The sequence below is a fragment of the Caldivirga maquilingensis IC-167 genome, from assembly GCF_000018305.1.
In the GTDB taxonomy this organism is placed as follows: domain Archaea; phylum Thermoproteota; class Thermoprotei; order Thermoproteales; family Thermocladiaceae; genus Caldivirga; species Caldivirga maquilingensis.
Map to the genome: position 1 here is coordinate 381,550 of NC_009954.1, position 14,723 is coordinate 396,272.

At 42.7% G+C, this 14,723-nt stretch carries 17 protein-coding genes; 7 read left to right on the forward strand and 10 right to left on the reverse strand.

What is annotated here, in order from left to right; all coding sequences use genetic code 11:
* The first annotated feature begins 64 nt into the window (after positions 1-64).
* Complete coding sequence (locus CMAQ_RS01740) at positions 65-430, forward strand: prefoldin subunit beta (protein WP_012185407.1); 366 nt, start codon at positions 65-67, stop codon at positions 428-430.
* Positions 431-641: 211 nt separating this feature from the next.
* On the opposite strand, the gene CMAQ_RS01745 is transcribed toward CMAQ_RS01740, so the two are convergent.
* Positions 642-2,075, reverse strand: a complete 1,434-nt coding sequence (locus CMAQ_RS01745; RefSeq protein ID WP_012185408.1) for a V-type ATP synthase subunit B — start codon at positions 2,073-2,075, stop codon at positions 642-644.
* Between the two features lie 53 nt (positions 2,076-2,128).
* Here CMAQ_RS01745 and CMAQ_RS01750 point away from each other — a divergent pair, with 53 nt between their 5' ends.
* Positions 2,129-2,995 (forward strand): class I SAM-dependent methyltransferase, encoded by an 867-nt coding sequence (locus tag CMAQ_RS01750; RefSeq protein WP_012185409.1) that lies wholly within the window; start codon positions 2,129-2,131, stop codon positions 2,993-2,995.
* A gap of 54 nt (positions 2,996-3,049) precedes the next feature.
* Here the strand turns inward: CMAQ_RS01750 and CMAQ_RS01755 are convergent, their stop codons facing one another.
* Both CMAQ_RS01755 and CMAQ_RS01760 read right to left on the reverse strand, forming a co-directional pair.
* Positions 3,050-3,508: a DUF2153 family protein gene (locus tag CMAQ_RS01755; RefSeq protein ID WP_048062862.1), complete on the reverse strand. Its 459-nt coding sequence runs from the start codon at positions 3,506-3,508 to the stop codon at positions 3,050-3,052.
* Between the two features lie 179 nt (positions 3,509-3,687).
* Positions 3,688-4,953: a phytoene desaturase family protein gene (locus tag CMAQ_RS01760; RefSeq protein WP_012185411.1), complete on the reverse strand. Its 1,266-nt coding sequence runs from the start codon at positions 4,951-4,953 to the stop codon at positions 3,688-3,690.
* Positions 4,954-5,169: 216 nt separating this feature from the next.
* Between CMAQ_RS01760 and glyA the strand changes: the two genes are divergently transcribed.
* Together glyA and CMAQ_RS01770 are read left to right on the forward strand one after the other, a co-directional pair.
* Positions 5,170-6,465: a serine hydroxymethyltransferase gene (gene glyA / locus CMAQ_RS01765; RefSeq protein WP_012185412.1), complete on the forward strand. Its 1,296-nt coding sequence runs from the start codon at positions 5,170-5,172 to the stop codon at positions 6,463-6,465.
* Positions 6,466-6,508: 43 nt separating this feature from the next.
* Positions 6,509-7,495 carry a hypothetical protein gene (locus tag CMAQ_RS01770; RefSeq protein ID WP_012185413.1) on the forward strand — a complete coding sequence of 329 codons (987 nt, stop codon included), beginning with the start codon at positions 6,509-6,511 and terminating at the stop codon, positions 7,493-7,495.
* 8 nt (positions 7,496-7,503) lie between these two features.
* On the opposite strand, the gene endA is transcribed toward CMAQ_RS01770, so the two are convergent.
* Positions 7,504-8,082, reverse strand: coding sequence for a tRNA-intron lyase (gene endA / locus CMAQ_RS01775; protein ID WP_012185414.1), 579 nt, complete (start codon positions 8,080-8,082; stop codon positions 7,504-7,506).
* A gap of 132 nt (positions 8,083-8,214) precedes the next feature.
* Between endA and CMAQ_RS01780 the strand changes: the two genes are divergently transcribed.
* Complete coding sequence (locus CMAQ_RS01780) at positions 8,215-8,697, forward strand: flavin reductase family protein (RefSeq protein ID WP_012185415.1); 483 nt, start codon at positions 8,215-8,217, stop codon at positions 8,695-8,697.
* Positions 8,698-8,771: 74 nt separating this feature from the next.
* Positions 8,772-9,713, forward strand: coding sequence for a heterodisulfide reductase-related iron-sulfur binding cluster (locus tag CMAQ_RS01785; protein ID WP_012185416.1), 942 nt, complete (start codon positions 8,772-8,774; stop codon positions 9,711-9,713).
* A gap of 1 nt (position 9,714) precedes the next feature.
* Here the strand turns inward: CMAQ_RS01785 and CMAQ_RS01790 are convergent, their stop codons facing one another.
* Together CMAQ_RS01790 and CMAQ_RS01795 are read right to left on the reverse strand one after the other, a co-directional pair.
* Positions 9,715-9,954 carry a hypothetical protein gene (locus CMAQ_RS01790; protein WP_012185417.1) on the reverse strand — a complete coding sequence of 80 codons (240 nt, stop codon included), beginning with the start codon at positions 9,952-9,954 and terminating at the stop codon, positions 9,715-9,717.
* Complete coding sequence (locus CMAQ_RS01795; RefSeq protein ID WP_012185418.1) at positions 9,951-10,244, reverse strand: hypothetical protein; 294 nt, start codon at positions 10,242-10,244, stop codon at positions 9,951-9,953. Before CMAQ_RS01795 ends, CMAQ_RS01790 begins: the two co-directional genes overlap by 4 nt.
* 127 nt (positions 10,245-10,371) lie before the next feature.
* Here CMAQ_RS01795 and CMAQ_RS01800 point away from each other — a divergent pair, with 127 nt between their 5' ends.
* Positions 10,372-10,872, forward strand: coding sequence for a GNAT family N-acetyltransferase (locus CMAQ_RS01800; protein ID WP_012185419.1), 501 nt, complete (start codon positions 10,372-10,374; stop codon positions 10,870-10,872).
* Here CMAQ_RS01800 and CMAQ_RS01805 read toward each other — a convergent pair.
* From CMAQ_RS01805 to CMAQ_RS01820, 4 genes are all read right to left on the reverse strand, one after another.
* A complete protein-coding gene (locus CMAQ_RS01805) occupies positions 10,831-11,118 on the reverse strand; it encodes a hypothetical protein (protein ID WP_012185420.1) in 288 nt (95 codons plus the stop codon). The two genes, CMAQ_RS01800 and CMAQ_RS01805, sit on opposite strands and share 42 nt — an antisense overlap.
* 671 nt (positions 11,119-11,789) lie before the next feature.
* A complete protein-coding gene (locus CMAQ_RS01810; protein WP_012185421.1) occupies positions 11,790-12,485 on the reverse strand; it encodes a GNAT family N-acetyltransferase in 696 nt (231 codons plus the stop codon).
* 298 nt (positions 12,486-12,783) lie between these two features.
* Entirely contained in the window at positions 12,784-13,809 is a 1,026-nt protein-coding gene (locus CMAQ_RS01815) for a Gfo/Idh/MocA family protein (protein ID WP_012185422.1), read from the reverse strand.
* Between the two features lie 170 nt (positions 13,810-13,979).
* Positions 13,980-14,645, reverse strand: coding sequence for a DUF981 family protein (locus CMAQ_RS01820; protein ID WP_012185423.1), 666 nt, complete (start codon positions 14,643-14,645; stop codon positions 13,980-13,982).
* Between the last annotated feature and the right edge of the window lie 78 nt (positions 14,646-14,723).

Genomic DNA, 14,723 nt, shown 5'->3' on the forward strand with positions numbered 1-14,723 from the left:
TTATTTAATTGCCTTGCTGGGGATGCTGCGAAAAGCATTTTTAGTCAAGTAATCTTAGGCAATTATGGCCACTGAGATTCCGCCAGCGGTTAGGAATGACTTGGATAGGTTAAGGCAGTTGGAGGATCAGCTTCAGGCAGTGCTGCTTAGGAAGCAGCAGTATGAGGGTGAGTTGAGGAATGTGGATAAGGCCCTTAATGAGTTGAATAAGCTTCCACAGGACTCGAAGGTGTATAAGGTTGTGGGAACCTTCCTACTTTCAACCACTAGGGATGAGGCTATACAGGACCTTAACCAGAGGAAGGAGTTACTGGACCTTCATCTTCAATCCCTTGTAAAGCAGGAGAATATGCTTAGGAAGCAGATAAGTGAGTTGGAGAATAAGGTTAAGCAAGTGCTTGCTGCAGGTCAAGGTGGGCAAGTTCAATAGGAGTTAAGCTTAATCAATAGTGATTTAAACACTTGCTTGAAATTACCCATAATTAACTTAAGCTCACTCATTAAAATGAGTCCTAAATTATGAGTAAAGCAATGTAAATCATGTAATGTTGATGCATGGGTTAATTAAAACACCTTAAGTTAATCCTCGGTTGAATCAGGATTGTTTCCAAGTAAGTTTTAAGTATTATTGGTTAATTTGCTTAAGCCTTAACCCCCTCATCCTTAATCGACTTAAACACCCCCTCCCTATAATACCTCTTAGACACCTCCGGTGGTATGTTGGAGAATTCATCATCTGGGAGAATGCTTAAGGCATCCCAGGCTATATCCAGCGTCTGTTCGAAGGTTCTCCTCTCATAGAAGCCCTGGGCTATGAACCTCCTCTCAAACTCATCAGCGAACCTGAGGTACCTCCTTTCACGCCAACTTAAATTACCCTCACCAACCAGTACTGCTAGGTTCCTGACGTCAAGGGCCCTTGAGTATGCTGATATTAATTGGTTAGCCACGTACTTATGATCATCCCTAGTCTTCCCCTCACCCACGGCGTCCTTCATAAGCCTTGATAGGCTCATTAAAACATCGAACGGTGGGTAAATACCCTTACCCCACATTGACCTTGATAGGACTAATTGACCCTCTGTAATGTAGCCTGTTAAGTCTGGTACTGGGTGGGTTATGTCGTCGTGAGGCATTGTTAATATTGGGAATTGAGTAACACTACCCTTCCTACCCCTAGCCCTACCAGCCCTCTCGAATATTGAGGCTAAATCAGTGTACATGTAGCCTGGGTAACCCCTCCTACCGGGTAATTCACCCTTGGCTGATGAAAGCTCCCTAAGTGCCTCAGCGTAATTAAGCATGTCACTTAGAATAACTAACACATGGTAATCCCTTTGCCAAGCCAAGTACTCGGCTATGGTTAAGGCAACCCTAGGCGTGAGTATCCTCTCAGCTATTGGGTCACTGGCCAGGTTCATTACCAGTACCAGCCTCCTCAAGGCACCAGTCCTCCTGAACTCATCAATGAAGAATAAAGCCTCCTCGGTCCTAAGCCCAATGGCCGCGAAGACTATTGCGAACTCCTCCTCACTACCCCTAACCGTGGCTTGTCTAGCAACTTGGGCTGCAAGCATATTATGGGGCAGTCCAGTGCCTGAGAATATGGGTAACTTCTGCCCCCTAACCATGGTGTAGAGTCCATCTATTGCACTAACACCGGTCTCAATGGGTTCCTCCGGGTAATCCCTGGCGTATGGGTTAAGTGGTTCACCGTTAACATCAAGGAAATCCTCCGCGGGAGGCATTGATAATGAATCCCTAGGCACACCCCTACCGCTAATTATCCTACCCAGTAAATCCTCTGATACCGGAAGCCTTAGGGTGGTTCCATAGAATCTAACCGTTGAGCCACTTGCCGGTAAGCCTAATGTGCCCGTTAGGACTTGGGCTATGGCGTAGTCAGGTCCAACCTCTATGACTTGAATAAGCCTGGGTTCACCATCAGGCCCAGTTACAACACCCATTTCACCGTAGGATATCCCCTTAGTCCTCTCAATAACTATTAAAGGCCCCTTAACCTCCCTAACAGTCCTATACTCCTGTATCCCCCTAATCTCAAGAAGCTTGGACATTAATTAAACCGTACAGTGATTAGTTTTTAACTATTAACACAAATACCGGTTAAATGAAGCTTAAGGATGAGTTAAAGAGCGTTATACCTCAGGATTTACTAAACCTAGTACCCTCCGGTTTCGACATAATTGGATCTAGATCCGGGGCAGTGGCCATTATTGAAATACCCAGTGAACTAGAGGATTATAAGTACGAGATAGCTAAGGCGATAATTAGGAATAGTAGGAATGTTAAGGCAGTGTTAAGGAGGATTGGGCCTAGGAGTGGTGAATTTAGGCTATACAATTACGAGAAGTTAATCGGTGACCTCACTGAGGTTATTCACGTTGAATCTGGGGTTAGGTTAATGCTTGATCCAACTAAGGTATTCTTCTCCCCTAGGGATCAGTATGATAGGCTTGATTTAGCATCAAGGGTTAAGGATAATGAGGTAATAGCCTACTTATTCGCTGGGATAGCGCCATACGCATTCATAATACTTAAACATAAACCCACGGTACGCATAATATATGCTGTTGAAATAAACCCTGAGGCCATTAAGTACGCTGAAATCAACGTGAAGCTAAATAAGGCTAGGGGTAAGGTAGTGCCCATTGAGTACGATGCCTCAGCCTTCTGTGAGAGAATGAGGGATAGATTCCATAGAGTAATAATGACCCTACCCCTGGGTGCTCACCAATACCTGCATGATGCAATAGGATGCGTGGCTAATGGAGGTGTGGTGAACTTCTATCACACTGGCCCAGAGGAGAATCCCTTTAAGGACGCTGAGGAGATTGTCATGAGGCACTGCAGTAATGCTAATGTTGACTGCAGGATAATTAATGAGAGGGTTGTCAGGGAGTATGCACCCAGGGTGTATAAGGTTAGGGTTGATTTTGAAGTGAGTAAGGTAAGGAATAATCTAAAACTTAATTAATTTTAATCAAGTTTTCACTCAGACTAAGTATTCATTAAAAACATGCCTACTTAATCACAGGAACCTAGGCATCTCCTCCCCTCCCCTCTGCTGCCCACCCTCCTGTGCGCCACCAATCCTATGCTCAAAGTACAGTCTCAGTATCTCCGGTACCTCACCAGCCGCATCATACTTCTTCAGTAAGTCAAGGTACTGCCCAGTGTGCTCAAGGTCAATCTTTATGAAGTTAACAGCCAGTTCACGCAGCTTAGCCTCAAGTTCCTTCAACATATCCGGCGTCATTATTGAGGTTATGAGGGGGTTGTTTAACCATGACTCAAAGTCCTTAGCGGTACGCTCTATGTAGTATATCATGGCCTGAGCCGAGAGCAGTAAAGTGTACCTATCCTGGCTCTTAACGTAGTCTGCGTACTTCTGTAAATCATCTATTAGTTTCCTTTGGCTTATTAACCAGCCATCAAGTCTATTTATTAATCCCTTTATGTGAGCCTTAACCTGACTCTCCACGCTCATGTTTAACACTGATTCTACTACATAACCGCTATATTTAAACCTTTGCCCCAGCATTATACGCTACTTAACCATAATTAGCGTTTATATAATGTAGTAATTAATCATGCATTAAGTTAAGAACCTAAACCTATAATATTAAATTTATTATAATTAATTCGCAGAATTAACACAACCACTGCCTATGCTGAATAAGCGCCGGCAGCTAACTTAGCTGCATTATAACCTGGTACACCAGTTACCTGTCCACCTGGGTAATTACCGGCACTCCCCTGGAATAGGTTAAGGAACTGGGTCCTGTACCCTGGCCTCCCATTAAGCACATATGGTGTCCTCATTGGTATATGATTAACGTCACCATTAGGTACATTATACGTAACCTCAGCATCCCTGGGTGTTAACTCATCTATTACCAGAGCCTTCTCACGGATGTCAGGCATCATGTCTAGTAATGAGCCTAAGTCACCCATAAACTCTAAAACAACCCCACCCCTAGTTTCATCAAGTATTGATGGTATCACCAATTCCCCAGCATCAGTATCTATTATTGAGTGAGCGTAGGGCCTTAATTCAGGGGGGATTCTTGGGTAATCCTTAAGCACGATATTATACTTCCTCCAACCAGGCCTAGGTATACGCCAACCACTCCCCCTACCCTTAATCCATTGATCAAGCAGTATTGGGCTAACTGAGGAGACAATTACATCACCCTTTAAGACACCTACATTCGTGGCAACGCCAGTCACTATGTCTCCCTTAAACTCTAATCCATTAACCCTAACCCCTAGGCGTATATTAACGCCGATGCTTAAGGCATACTTCAACATTACATCACCCACAGTACCCATACCTCCTTTCACAAAGGACCAGTCAGGTGAGTAGAAGTAGGCTATTAGGTATGCTGGGGAATTCTCCATACCCGGGTACATGAAGGTGTAGTGGAGGTCTGGGGATAAGTATTCACTCAGTACTCTACTGCATGATTCCTCAATAAACTCCTCAACACCAAGCTTAACAGCCTCATCCCTAATCTCACTCACTGAGGGTGGTTCATTAACGAACGTGAACTTACTCTCCATTAACTCCTTGAATTTAAGCAACTTATCCTCGAATTCAGGGAACTTAACTTCACCAGCCTTAACCAACGCCTCAACCCTCTTATCCCTATCCCTCCAGAAGGGTATTAGCCTACCGTCAATGTAAACTACTTGAAATGGATCCTGCCTAATCACGGGTATGTTGAATTTATCCACGAATCGCTTAGGCATTAGACCTAGTACGTATGAAGCCCTACTAACCTTCACACCCATAATGGTTTCAGTATCAGCCATACCACCAACCTTACCCCTAGCCTCAATTAATGTAACATTGAATCCACTCTCCCTAAGCGTTACAGCAGCCATTAACCCATTATGGCCACCACCAATCACTAAGGCGGTCTTAACCATGGTTAATGAACTATGCTGCAATATATAAGAGTATCCTCATGTCCACGGAAGACTTTAATATGCCGCTAATTAAACTGTAATTACCTCATGGTGAATATACTATTAATGCTTTACTCATGTACAGTGGTTGAGAAGCCTTGATTCTTCGTAATATAAGCATTATGCTAAATGTAGTTGGCGGATAAATTTATAATTCTGGGTTATTAGGTTAAGCTAATGAATCTAAGTGACGCCATTAATGCGGTAAATAGGGTAAAGGATATAATAAATAGTCATAATACGTGGAGGAGGAAGGAGACCATAAACCTTATACCAAGTGAAAACGTTATGTCACCCCTGGCTGAGTACTTCTACATAAACGACATGATGGGTAGGTACGCAGAGGGCACTATAGGTAATAGGTATTATCAAGGTGTTAAGTATGTTGATGAAATTGAGGCGTATTTAGTTGATCTCATGTCTAAACTATTCCACGCAAGCTATGTTGATGTAAGGCCTATTTCAGGCACGGTGGCTAACATGGCTGTTTACTTAACGTTAGCTAAGGGTGGTAAGATTGCTGCAGTGCCAAGGCAGTGTGGTGGGCATATTAGTCATGATGAAGTTGGTGCCCCAGGGGCATTTGGGATTAAGGTAATTCACCTACCTTGTGATGAGGAGAACTTCAGCATTAACGTTGACTCAGCGGTAAAGGTCATTAGGGAGGAGAAGCCTCAATTAGTCATACTGGGTGCGTCACTTTACCTATTCCCGCACCCAGTTAAGGAGCTTGCCCAGGTGGCTCATGAGAATGGGGCCTACTTAATGCATGATTCAGCTCACGTACTCGGGTTGATAGCTGGTGGTCAATTCCCCAATTCACTTAATGAGGGTGCAGACTTAATGACATCCTCAACACATAAGACCTTCCCAGGGCCTCAAGGTGGTGTAATATTCACTAATAATGAGTCTATCTTCAAGAACATTCAGAGAGCAGTCTTCCCACAGTTAACATCAAACTACCACCTGCATAGGTACGCCTCCACCGCGATAACGGCTATTGAAATGATGACATTCGGTGAATCCTACGCCTACCAAGTAAGGTTAAATGCGAAGAAACTGGCTGAGGAGTTAAGCAAGTACGGTATACCAGTGGTGGCTGAGGCTAGGGGCTTCACTGAGACTCATCAAGTTGTCTTCGATGCCTCTAAATTCGGTGGTGGAGCTAAGGTTGCTCAACTGCTTGAGGATGGTGGAATAATCGTTAACAAGAATATGCTACCCTGGGATAGGAGCGCAGTGAGGCCTAGTGGCATTAGGATGGGTGTTCAGGAAATGACCAGGGTGGGTATGGGTACTCAGGAAATGGCTGAGATTGCTGCATTCATGAAAGCGATACTGATTGATGGTAAGGAACCAAGCTCAGTTAAGGGTGAGGTTAAGGAGTTTAAGGCCCATTACACTGAGGTTAAGTACGGCTTCAAACTGAGTGACGTAGGCATTAAATGTGATTGCCTACCACTTAATTACTAGTTGCTTTTAAGTTAAGAAATGGTTTATTAAGCCTACTCACCATATGGTTAAGGTGTCTTCAACATTAAGCGTTAGTGAATTAAGGAGACTGGGCGAGGAGGCTCTTAGCGAGATTACTAGGCATGGTCAATTAGTGGTTGAACCAGTCTTCAAGACACTTAACAAGGACTTAGCTAACACGGCTGATAGGGTTAAGGTCTTCTACATGAACTTCATTGATAAGTATAGAAGGGGTAAGATAACCTTCGGGGAGGGTTTGAGGAATTACTTATCCATTGATGGCGTGGAGAACTTGGCTAGGTATCTTACGTTAACCGCATCAATACTTTCATCAATTAGGGTTGTTAGGGTTACTAAGTTCTATGATTCAATAAGTGGTGTTGCTGATTACATGGTTAAGTTCATTAATAATCCTGTTAAGGATAATGGGGTTAAGTTAGCTGAGGAGTTCGTTAAGAATTATGGGGAGGCTGAATTCCGGCAGGTTAATGATGCCGTTAAGAACTATGCCCTAAGCCTAAGGGCAGTTGCAAGGAGGGGTGGTTTAGCTAAGGAGTTCGCAGTCATTAGAAGTTACATTAACCTGGAGAACTTCATAAGGAACTTCATGACCCCCTACTCCACGGCTCATAGGAATAAGAGTGTTAGGATAATGATAAGGTGGATTGCCCATGAATCCGGGGCGCCGTTGGCACTTAAGGTAATGTTGAGGGGTCAGAATAAATTATACATACCCATTGGTGACATGTATACTGCCTCAGCGGTGATAAGGAGTGGGGCTTACCTTGTGCTTATAGATGATAATAGGGTTAAGACACTGTACGTTAATTTAAGTAAGGGTGAGGTTAAGATACCTTATAAGGTGGCTAGGGTTATTGCAGTTAAAACCATTAGGAGGAGCAGTGACCCAATAGCTGCTGAGAAGGGGGCCTATGACATCGGGTTCAACTGCTCAAATAACCAATGTACTGATTGCCCAATAGATGGGTACTGCTTCAAATTCACATCATTCACCATTAACCTTGATTAATGAATAAACTACGGGGTCCACCACTCGAACCCTATTAACTTAAGACTATTCATATGCTTAACAGCCAATACGAAGGTTTTCCTAACCGTATGACTCAACCTAGCCGCCCTGGTAACATCCAGTGCAGTTATGTTGCGTCCAGGGTCAATTAAGTGAACCAGCATTGGTGCATGATCAATACCAGGCCCCTTCTCATAAACTGCGTATAGTGAACCGAATTTTAAACCACTCCTAACCACGTAACCCCTATCCCTAAAGTACTTGTATAATTCGTAAACCAATTCCCCATGCTCATACCTCCCCTCCACAAACTCCTTAAGGGTACCCCTACCCACCACTGAACCATTATCAACAACCTCCAGTAGACCTAATTCAACTAGGTAAAGCGCCTCAAGCGGCGACAGGTGTAGTGGGGAATCCACTGAATCAACTTCCTCAATCTTAATCTTATCCTTACCTAGGAATTTACCGAAGAAGCCAAGCTTATAGAGTGCCCTGGATTCATCAATACTAGGTATAATAACCTTATCACCCTTAAGTACCCCCCTATACTTAGCAATAGTCCTCCCTCTAGCACCCTGAGCCATATAATTCAACTACCACTATAACATTTTATAAACCTATACTTAATCAGCAGCCTTAATTTGGAGTTGAATGGCAAATACTGGCTAGGGACTTTATCGGTTAATTTATTAAAAGGCATCAGTAATGTAGGAAGCATGGTTATTACAGGGGAGGAGCTTAAGGCAATACTTAGGAATTATCCAACAGGGGTCACTATTGTAACCACTGTTAATAATGGGGAATACTATGGATTAACCGTTAACTCATTTACCTCAATTTCCCTTAACCCACCACTGGTTCTAGTGGCGTTGGATAAGAGTGTGGCGTCGCATAAAGCCATTAATGAGTCTGGGGTTTACGCAGTTAATATACTGCCTTACGATATGAGGGATTTAGCCATTAAGTTCGCCACAGCCCCAAGGGAGGAGAGGTTTAAGGGGTTAAGGATCATTACCGCTAAGACTGGTTCACCAATTATTAATGGTTCAATAGCCTACCTAGACTGCAGGGTTGTGGCTAAGTATGATGCCGGTGACCACACTTTATTCATAGGGCAGGTTGAGGACGGCAGGGTACTTAACGCTAAGCCACCGTTAATATACTTGAATAGGAATTACTACACTATTCAATCCCCATAACCCTACATCCACACCAGGTGAAGTAATACTAATTTAAGGCACAATACTTAATTAGCTTAAGTAACGCCTCTACTATGGAGGATTGGTTAAGGGGACTTAGGGCAATTATGGTTAGGAGCCTAAACTACAATAAGTTACCCATACCCGTTGAGAGAAGCGTATGCAGTGAATGGGTTAATGGAGTGAATATTCCTGAATCAGGAGACACATTACTCTACACCTCATGCCTCTACCAACTCGTACCATACATAAACGCATTCACGGGCCTAATGGAGAAGGCGTCGCCTGAATCATTAGGCCCCCTAGTCAGTAGGTTTAGTGGCGCGGTTATCACTATGGCTAGGGTTATTTTAAAGCCACCTAGAAGTGAGATTGATAGGGTTAATGGGATTGTTAAATCCATCGCTAACCTACTCATTAAGAATGGTGTTGAATTCACCTTCATGCCTGATGAACCCTACTCAGGGGCGTTACTATATGAGTTGGGGTTTGAGGATGACTTCAAGGACTACTTCTCATCAATTGTACTTAATTACTTTAAGAGTAAGGGAATTAAGACAGTTATAACCATTGATCCGCACACTCACCATATATTAACGGTAGTGGCCCCTAGATTCTTCGGGGATCTGGGTATTAGGGTTGTGAATTACATGGAGTTAATTAAGGGTGTTGATAAGGCTAAGTTGAGTAGAGTGGTTATTCATGATTCATGCCTATACTCAAGGTACCTCGGTATGAGGGAAACCTACAGGAGATTACTGGAGCAGGCTGGGGTTGAGCATGTTGAGGATCCCTACGTAACAGGGATTTCAACATCAATGTGCTGCGGTGGTCCGGTGGAATCCATTAAACCATCATTATCAAATAAGGTTGCTAGAAACAGGGTTGAATCATTATCCAGGTTGTCAAATAATGTAGTTGTGGCTTGCCCAATATGCTACGCTAACCTATCCAGGAACAGTAACGGTAGGGTTAAGATACTTGACTTAGCTGAGGTACTAAGTGGTGCTCAGTAGCCTAATCCTCAATAACGTTAATACCCCTTGAGCGAGCATACTGCAGTAGCCTACTAATACTACTCCATGACTTAGCCTTAACCAGAACCACGTCACCAAGAACCTCACTGATGAGCCCAAGTTCCCTCACCTTATCTTCAATGAGCCTAAATACCTCAATACCCATAGCCACTGTGAAGAAACCGTCTGGTCCACGTATCTTACGGGCGTTAATTGAGTCAAGCCTTAAACCACGCCTCACTTAACCACCCCCATTTTAATTAAGGCGCTATTAATAATCCTCATAACCTCCACTGCCTTATCAATTAAGTCCAGGTCCTTGGGCATTATGGTGAAGTTCTCGTCACCAACAGCGTACTCCACATTGCATTCAGTGTCTTCACATAGTATTGATATGAATACTGAAAAATCCTCGGTTAACTTAACCATAATAAGCTTCTCTGATCCATAATCCTCAACGGTAACCTGCCCGTAATTCCTAATCTCATTAATTAATTTACCAATAATTTCATTAACATTAATAGGCATCATGATGCTTCCTATCCCAAGAATATAAAGGTTACTCACGCTTGTTTTAAAGGCCTATTAATGAGCTAACTCATGGTTAAGGTCACTTTAGGTAAACTTAAATACTGGTATTACATATTACTAAGTGCTAATGAATCATATTGGCATAATGTTTAACGTGAGGTACCTGGATCCCCTAAGGGATGGTGAATTGGTTATTTCCTTCTATAAGTCATTAAGTAGGCAGTCCATTAGGTCAAGATTCCTATGCATGATGAATGATGTTGAGGAGTGCGTTAAGTCACTATTATCATCGAAACCAATAATATATGGTGTTTACAGTAATGATGAATTAATAGCCGTTGGCGAGGCCTATAGGGTTAATAACGCCTACGAGATAGCCCTAGCTGTTAAGGATGAGTACCAGGGTAGGGGTATTGGTAAGTGGCTTGTGGGTTTAATGCTAAAAGACTTATTCAATAGGGGTGCAGTGAGGGTTTACGCATACATGAGTCTTGATAACATTAAGATGGTTAGGATATCCAAGTACTATGGTGGTAAAGTCTTATTCAATGGTGACTCATATAAGGTTGTTTTCGATTCAGTAAACCTAAGGCTTGAGGGAATTCAGCAACTCAGTAATATCGCCTGAAAGCCTCCTAAGTTCACCCACACTTACACTACCAGTTACTTCAAGTTTAATTAAGTAAGTTAACCCATTAGCCTTAAGTTCAAGGGTTAAGTAAACCTTATCCCTAACTAAATCCACTTCAATTACTGAGGACGAAGCCTTCTCATTACTTTCCCCACTCATAGATACTTTAATATTAATTATCTTACAGTTCAGTGATGAACATGGCCCCTCCTTAATCCTCCTAATCAACTCCTCAGCAACCACAGGGTTACATTAATTCGGACTTATTAGTGTGAGCCCTAAAACCAATGATTAGGCATTCTTCATAAAAGAAAAGCTTATAACCCATTCACTTTGATTCCTAGTCTAGGGCCGGTAGTCTAGCCTGGAAGGATGCCCAGGAGCCTAGCCCTCAGGAAAAGCCTGATCAGATGATGGCAACTCATAACTTTTAATCAATTCTTGAAGTTAAGTGTTTAAGATAATATTCTTAATATGATACCGCAAGGATACTTGCCAAGCTATTATGTTAATGACACTGACTCGCCAACATTTAAATTAACAGCATACGCAATTATAGTATCCTCCATTGGGTTATAGATTCCTGCTTTTTAAGGTGAGTGATGAGTTTTTGAGGAGATGTATACCCTGTGAGAAATTTAGCCTATTCCTTAATGAGAGGAGTGGAATGGAGCTGTTGTAAACTAGCCTAGAAACAAGCAAACCTAGCGAGAAAGGTGGCTTACAAGTAATGATAAACATATGTAGTTGCTGGGACTTGGGGAAATATTCATTACTAATACCACTAATTGTATAAGCATTCTACTCATTTTCACTACCCATTTATTAGTTTCATCGCATTTAATTCTAAATTAACTTATGGTCTCGGTAAATGTATCACACTAGTATTAATGCATTTAAGCCTAGTACTAGGCTTACTGCCTTAACGCTTTCTCATATACCATATACCTACCATAGTACTCATGGAAGCTGCCATCCTCGGTAGACATGGTCTCAAGCCTATTAGGTACCGTGGGTGGACCCACTGAGAACTCACCAAGTCCAATACCCTCACCAAGATACACTTCACTGATAATTGACATTACGTAATCCTCATTGGCCCTGGTGCATAACCAATGCCCCCTAGTGGTGCAGTAATACCCATTACTCCTTTTCAACGCCTCCCTAATTAACCCCCTTGCCTCCTCCCCACGTAACACATTAACCTTACTAGGGTTAGCAACACCAGTGTGCAGTGTGAGTACTTCCTGGAATCCCAGGGACTTAGCTAATCTACGGCTTGCCTCATTCCACTCAGCAATCATTAACATGACGTATCCTGCACCTAGCCTAATAGCCTCATTAATTACGTGTTCCGTCAATGCCCTACCAATTCCCCTCCTTCTGTAATCTGGGTGAACTCTAATGCCCTCAAGCCAAGCAATGCCCGTTTGTAGGGGCACCATATTAACCATACCCACAACCTTATCATCAGTAACAGCCACGTAAACTGAACCATCCTTAATCCACTCGTGAATAACACTAGGTATGTAATCACCCCATTGGTAAGTATTCTTAGTGAAGCTGATTATTTGATCAACATCACTTGAGACAGCTCTCCTAATAATCATTACACGGCGCCACTGATTCAGTGAATTTAAATCTAACACACTTCATGAATTATTCTCACATGGGCATTAAATATTCGTGAACATGCTGTGGATTGATTAATAGTGCATGATGTTCCACAATCCTTTAAACAGTATATTGAGGAATTAGTGAAGAATGGTGGACCGGCCGGGACTTGAACCCGGGATCTCCCGCGTGCAAGGCTTATGCGGAGCCTAGCCCTCAGGATCATTAAGTTTCTGCCTGTTTATTTTTAAGCTTTTCACACTTAAGCCTTAATCAAGTATTCCTGAATCATGCTTAACTATACTTCTCAATTAATTGCTCAAGGCTCAATACCTCATACCTAATCCTCCTACCTGACCCAGCGCTCTCCCTAAGACCCTCAATAATGTCATGGACTAGTAATGCATCGTAGATTGACTGCTCAGGTTTACGGCCTTCGGCTAAAACATCATCTATAAAATGCCTTACAATACCCTTAAAGGACTCCACGTAATCCACTGTCTTACCCATCATGAATGAGCCTGCTTGAAGTGATGCAACCACATCATCAAAGGAGTTAATAGTCACAGTACCCTTAGTCCCAATAACCTTGTCAAGCCACATGAATGGGTATGATGATAAATCATCCGCAGCCCAATTAGCCACAATATTGCCTAAAGCCCCATTCCTATACCTGAAGGTTGCCACAAAGACCTCATCACTCTTAACCTCCCTATAAGTTAACGTACCCCACATTGCCTGGAACTCAATGGGTGGTCCAAGGAGGTAGTTTGAGGTGTATATTGAGTGGTATGATTGAGTGAATAATGCGCCATGATGTCTCCTAGCCACTTCCTCACTTAACCTTTGGGTAACAATGAATAATGCGTAGGTTGGTTCACCAATAGCCCCACTCTCAATGAGTTCCTTAGCCCTCCTAACCTTAGGCCTAAAGACGTAATTATGCACAGGCATTAATACTTTATTAGTCTCAAGGCTTACCTTAGCCATGTCCGCAACCTCCCTGGCACTTAAGGCTAGGGGCTTCTCAACAAGCACATGCTTACCAGCCCTCATAGCCTCCACTGCCTGATCATGATGATGCTCATCGGCACTACATATTATTAAAGCATCAATACCAGGATCATTAATCAACTCCTTGAAGGAGTAGTATGGCCTAGTTCCCCAAGCCTTAGCCACCTCCTCAACCCTATTCCTACTATGACTAAACACACCGGCTAATTCACCATACCTAGTGCTCCTGAGAGCATTATAGTGGTTTAGAGAGACTTCACCAAGTCCAACAATAGCAACCCTAATTCTCCTAACTGAGCTACACATTGATTAAGATAAGGGCCAAGTGTTTAAAACTAATTACGCTAACGCTGTATCGTATATTAATGCATTAATATAACCATGAGTGAACACCCCCTGAATTAATATGAAATAGGTTTAAGGAAAGTTAAAAACAATAAGAATTTGAATCAACATTAACCTAATACCCAGTAGTCTTAACCATACCAGGGCGTCCACTTAACCCAACCGGCCGTATGCTCAAAGGTAGCTCCCACACCTATAATGTAGGCGATAAGCCCAGCTAGTATCAATATTACCATCACTACGTAACCCATGTACCTACCCATGCTCCTACCATTAGTCATGTACACTAGCGGTGACAGTAATGGTGCTAATCCAGTTAAAATGTATAATGCAGCCGCTAACGATGGTTCAGTGGTTAAATGATACTTAATTATATCAACACCATATACTATAGGTATGATGCCTAGGAACGCTAATGGTATTGAGGCTGCGTTTAATGAACCAGCGAAGTATAATGCTAGTCCAACTATTAATGCTGCGACACCGAATAGAGCCCATGGATCCATTAAAACTATATTATATGAACTAGGTAATGGCCATGTAGCTAAACCCCAAATACCGGTGGCTAATGCAAAGGCACCCACACCCATGTAGTAGAAGGATAATGCCTTAATGGTAGCAGGGCACTCAGTGGCGCTTCTTCTTGTAGTAACCTCACTCCTAGCTATAGCCTGCTCACTAGGTGGATCCTCTTCCTTAATCGGCCTTGTGGTTAACCAAACAGTGTAAGCTGTACTAAGTAGTGTTGCCCCCAGTATCATTAGGAATATATCCAGGGGATCCATGAAGAGAGCCATACCTCCTCAACACTAATGTATTTCACTTCACAAATAAAATTTACTAATGTGTAATTTATATCGAACTACAACATTGTA

Coding starts and splice junctions, on each gene's coding strand:
- CMAQ_RS01820 (WP_012185423.1), bottom strand. CDS start 14,645: ATGGCTCTCTTCATGGATCCCCTGGATATATTCCTAATGATACTGGGG.
- CMAQ_RS01810 (WP_012185421.1), bottom strand. CDS start 12,485: ATGATTATTAGGAGAGCTGTCTCAAGTGATGTTGATCAAATAATCAGC.
- CMAQ_RS01760 (WP_012185411.1), bottom strand. CDS start 4,953: ATGGTTAAGACCGCCTTAGTGATTGGTGGTGGCCATAATGGGTTAATG.
- glyA (WP_012185412.1), top strand. CDS start 5,170: ATGAATCTAAGTGACGCCATTAATGCGGTAAATAGGGTAAAGGATATA.
- CMAQ_RS01785 (WP_012185416.1), top strand. CDS start 8,772: ATGGAGGATTGGTTAAGGGGACTTAGGGCAATTATGGTTAGGAGCCTA.
- CMAQ_RS01780 (WP_012185415.1), top strand. CDS start 8,215: ATGGTTATTACAGGGGAGGAGCTTAAGGCAATACTTAGGAATTATCCA.
- CMAQ_RS01750 (WP_012185409.1), top strand. CDS start 2,129: ATGAAGCTTAAGGATGAGTTAAAGAGCGTTATACCTCAGGATTTACTA.
- CMAQ_RS01745 (WP_012185408.1), bottom strand. CDS start 2,075: ATGTCCAAGCTTCTTGAGATTAGGGGGATACAGGAGTATAGGACTGTT.
- CMAQ_RS01755 (WP_048062862.1), bottom strand. CDS start 3,508: ATGAGCGTGGAGAGTCAGGTTAAGGCTCACATAAAGGGATTAATAAAT.
- CMAQ_RS01815 (WP_012185422.1), bottom strand. CDS start 13,809: ATGTGTAGCTCAGTTAGGAGAATTAGGGTTGCTATTGTTGGACTTGGT.
- endA (WP_012185414.1), bottom strand. CDS start 8,082: ATGGCTCAGGGTGCTAGAGGGAGGACTATTGCTAAGTATAGGGGGGTA.
- CMAQ_RS01770 (WP_012185413.1), top strand. CDS start 6,509: ATGGTTAAGGTGTCTTCAACATTAAGCGTTAGTGAATTAAGGAGACTG.
- CMAQ_RS01740 (WP_012185407.1), top strand. CDS start 65: ATGGCCACTGAGATTCCGCCAGCGGTTAGGAATGACTTGGATAGGTTA.
- CMAQ_RS01795 (WP_012185418.1), bottom strand. CDS start 10,244: ATGATGCCTATTAATGTTAATGAAATTATTGGTAAATTAATTAATGAG.
- CMAQ_RS01800 (WP_012185419.1), top strand. CDS start 10,372: ATGAATCATATTGGCATAATGTTTAACGTGAGGTACCTGGATCCCCTA.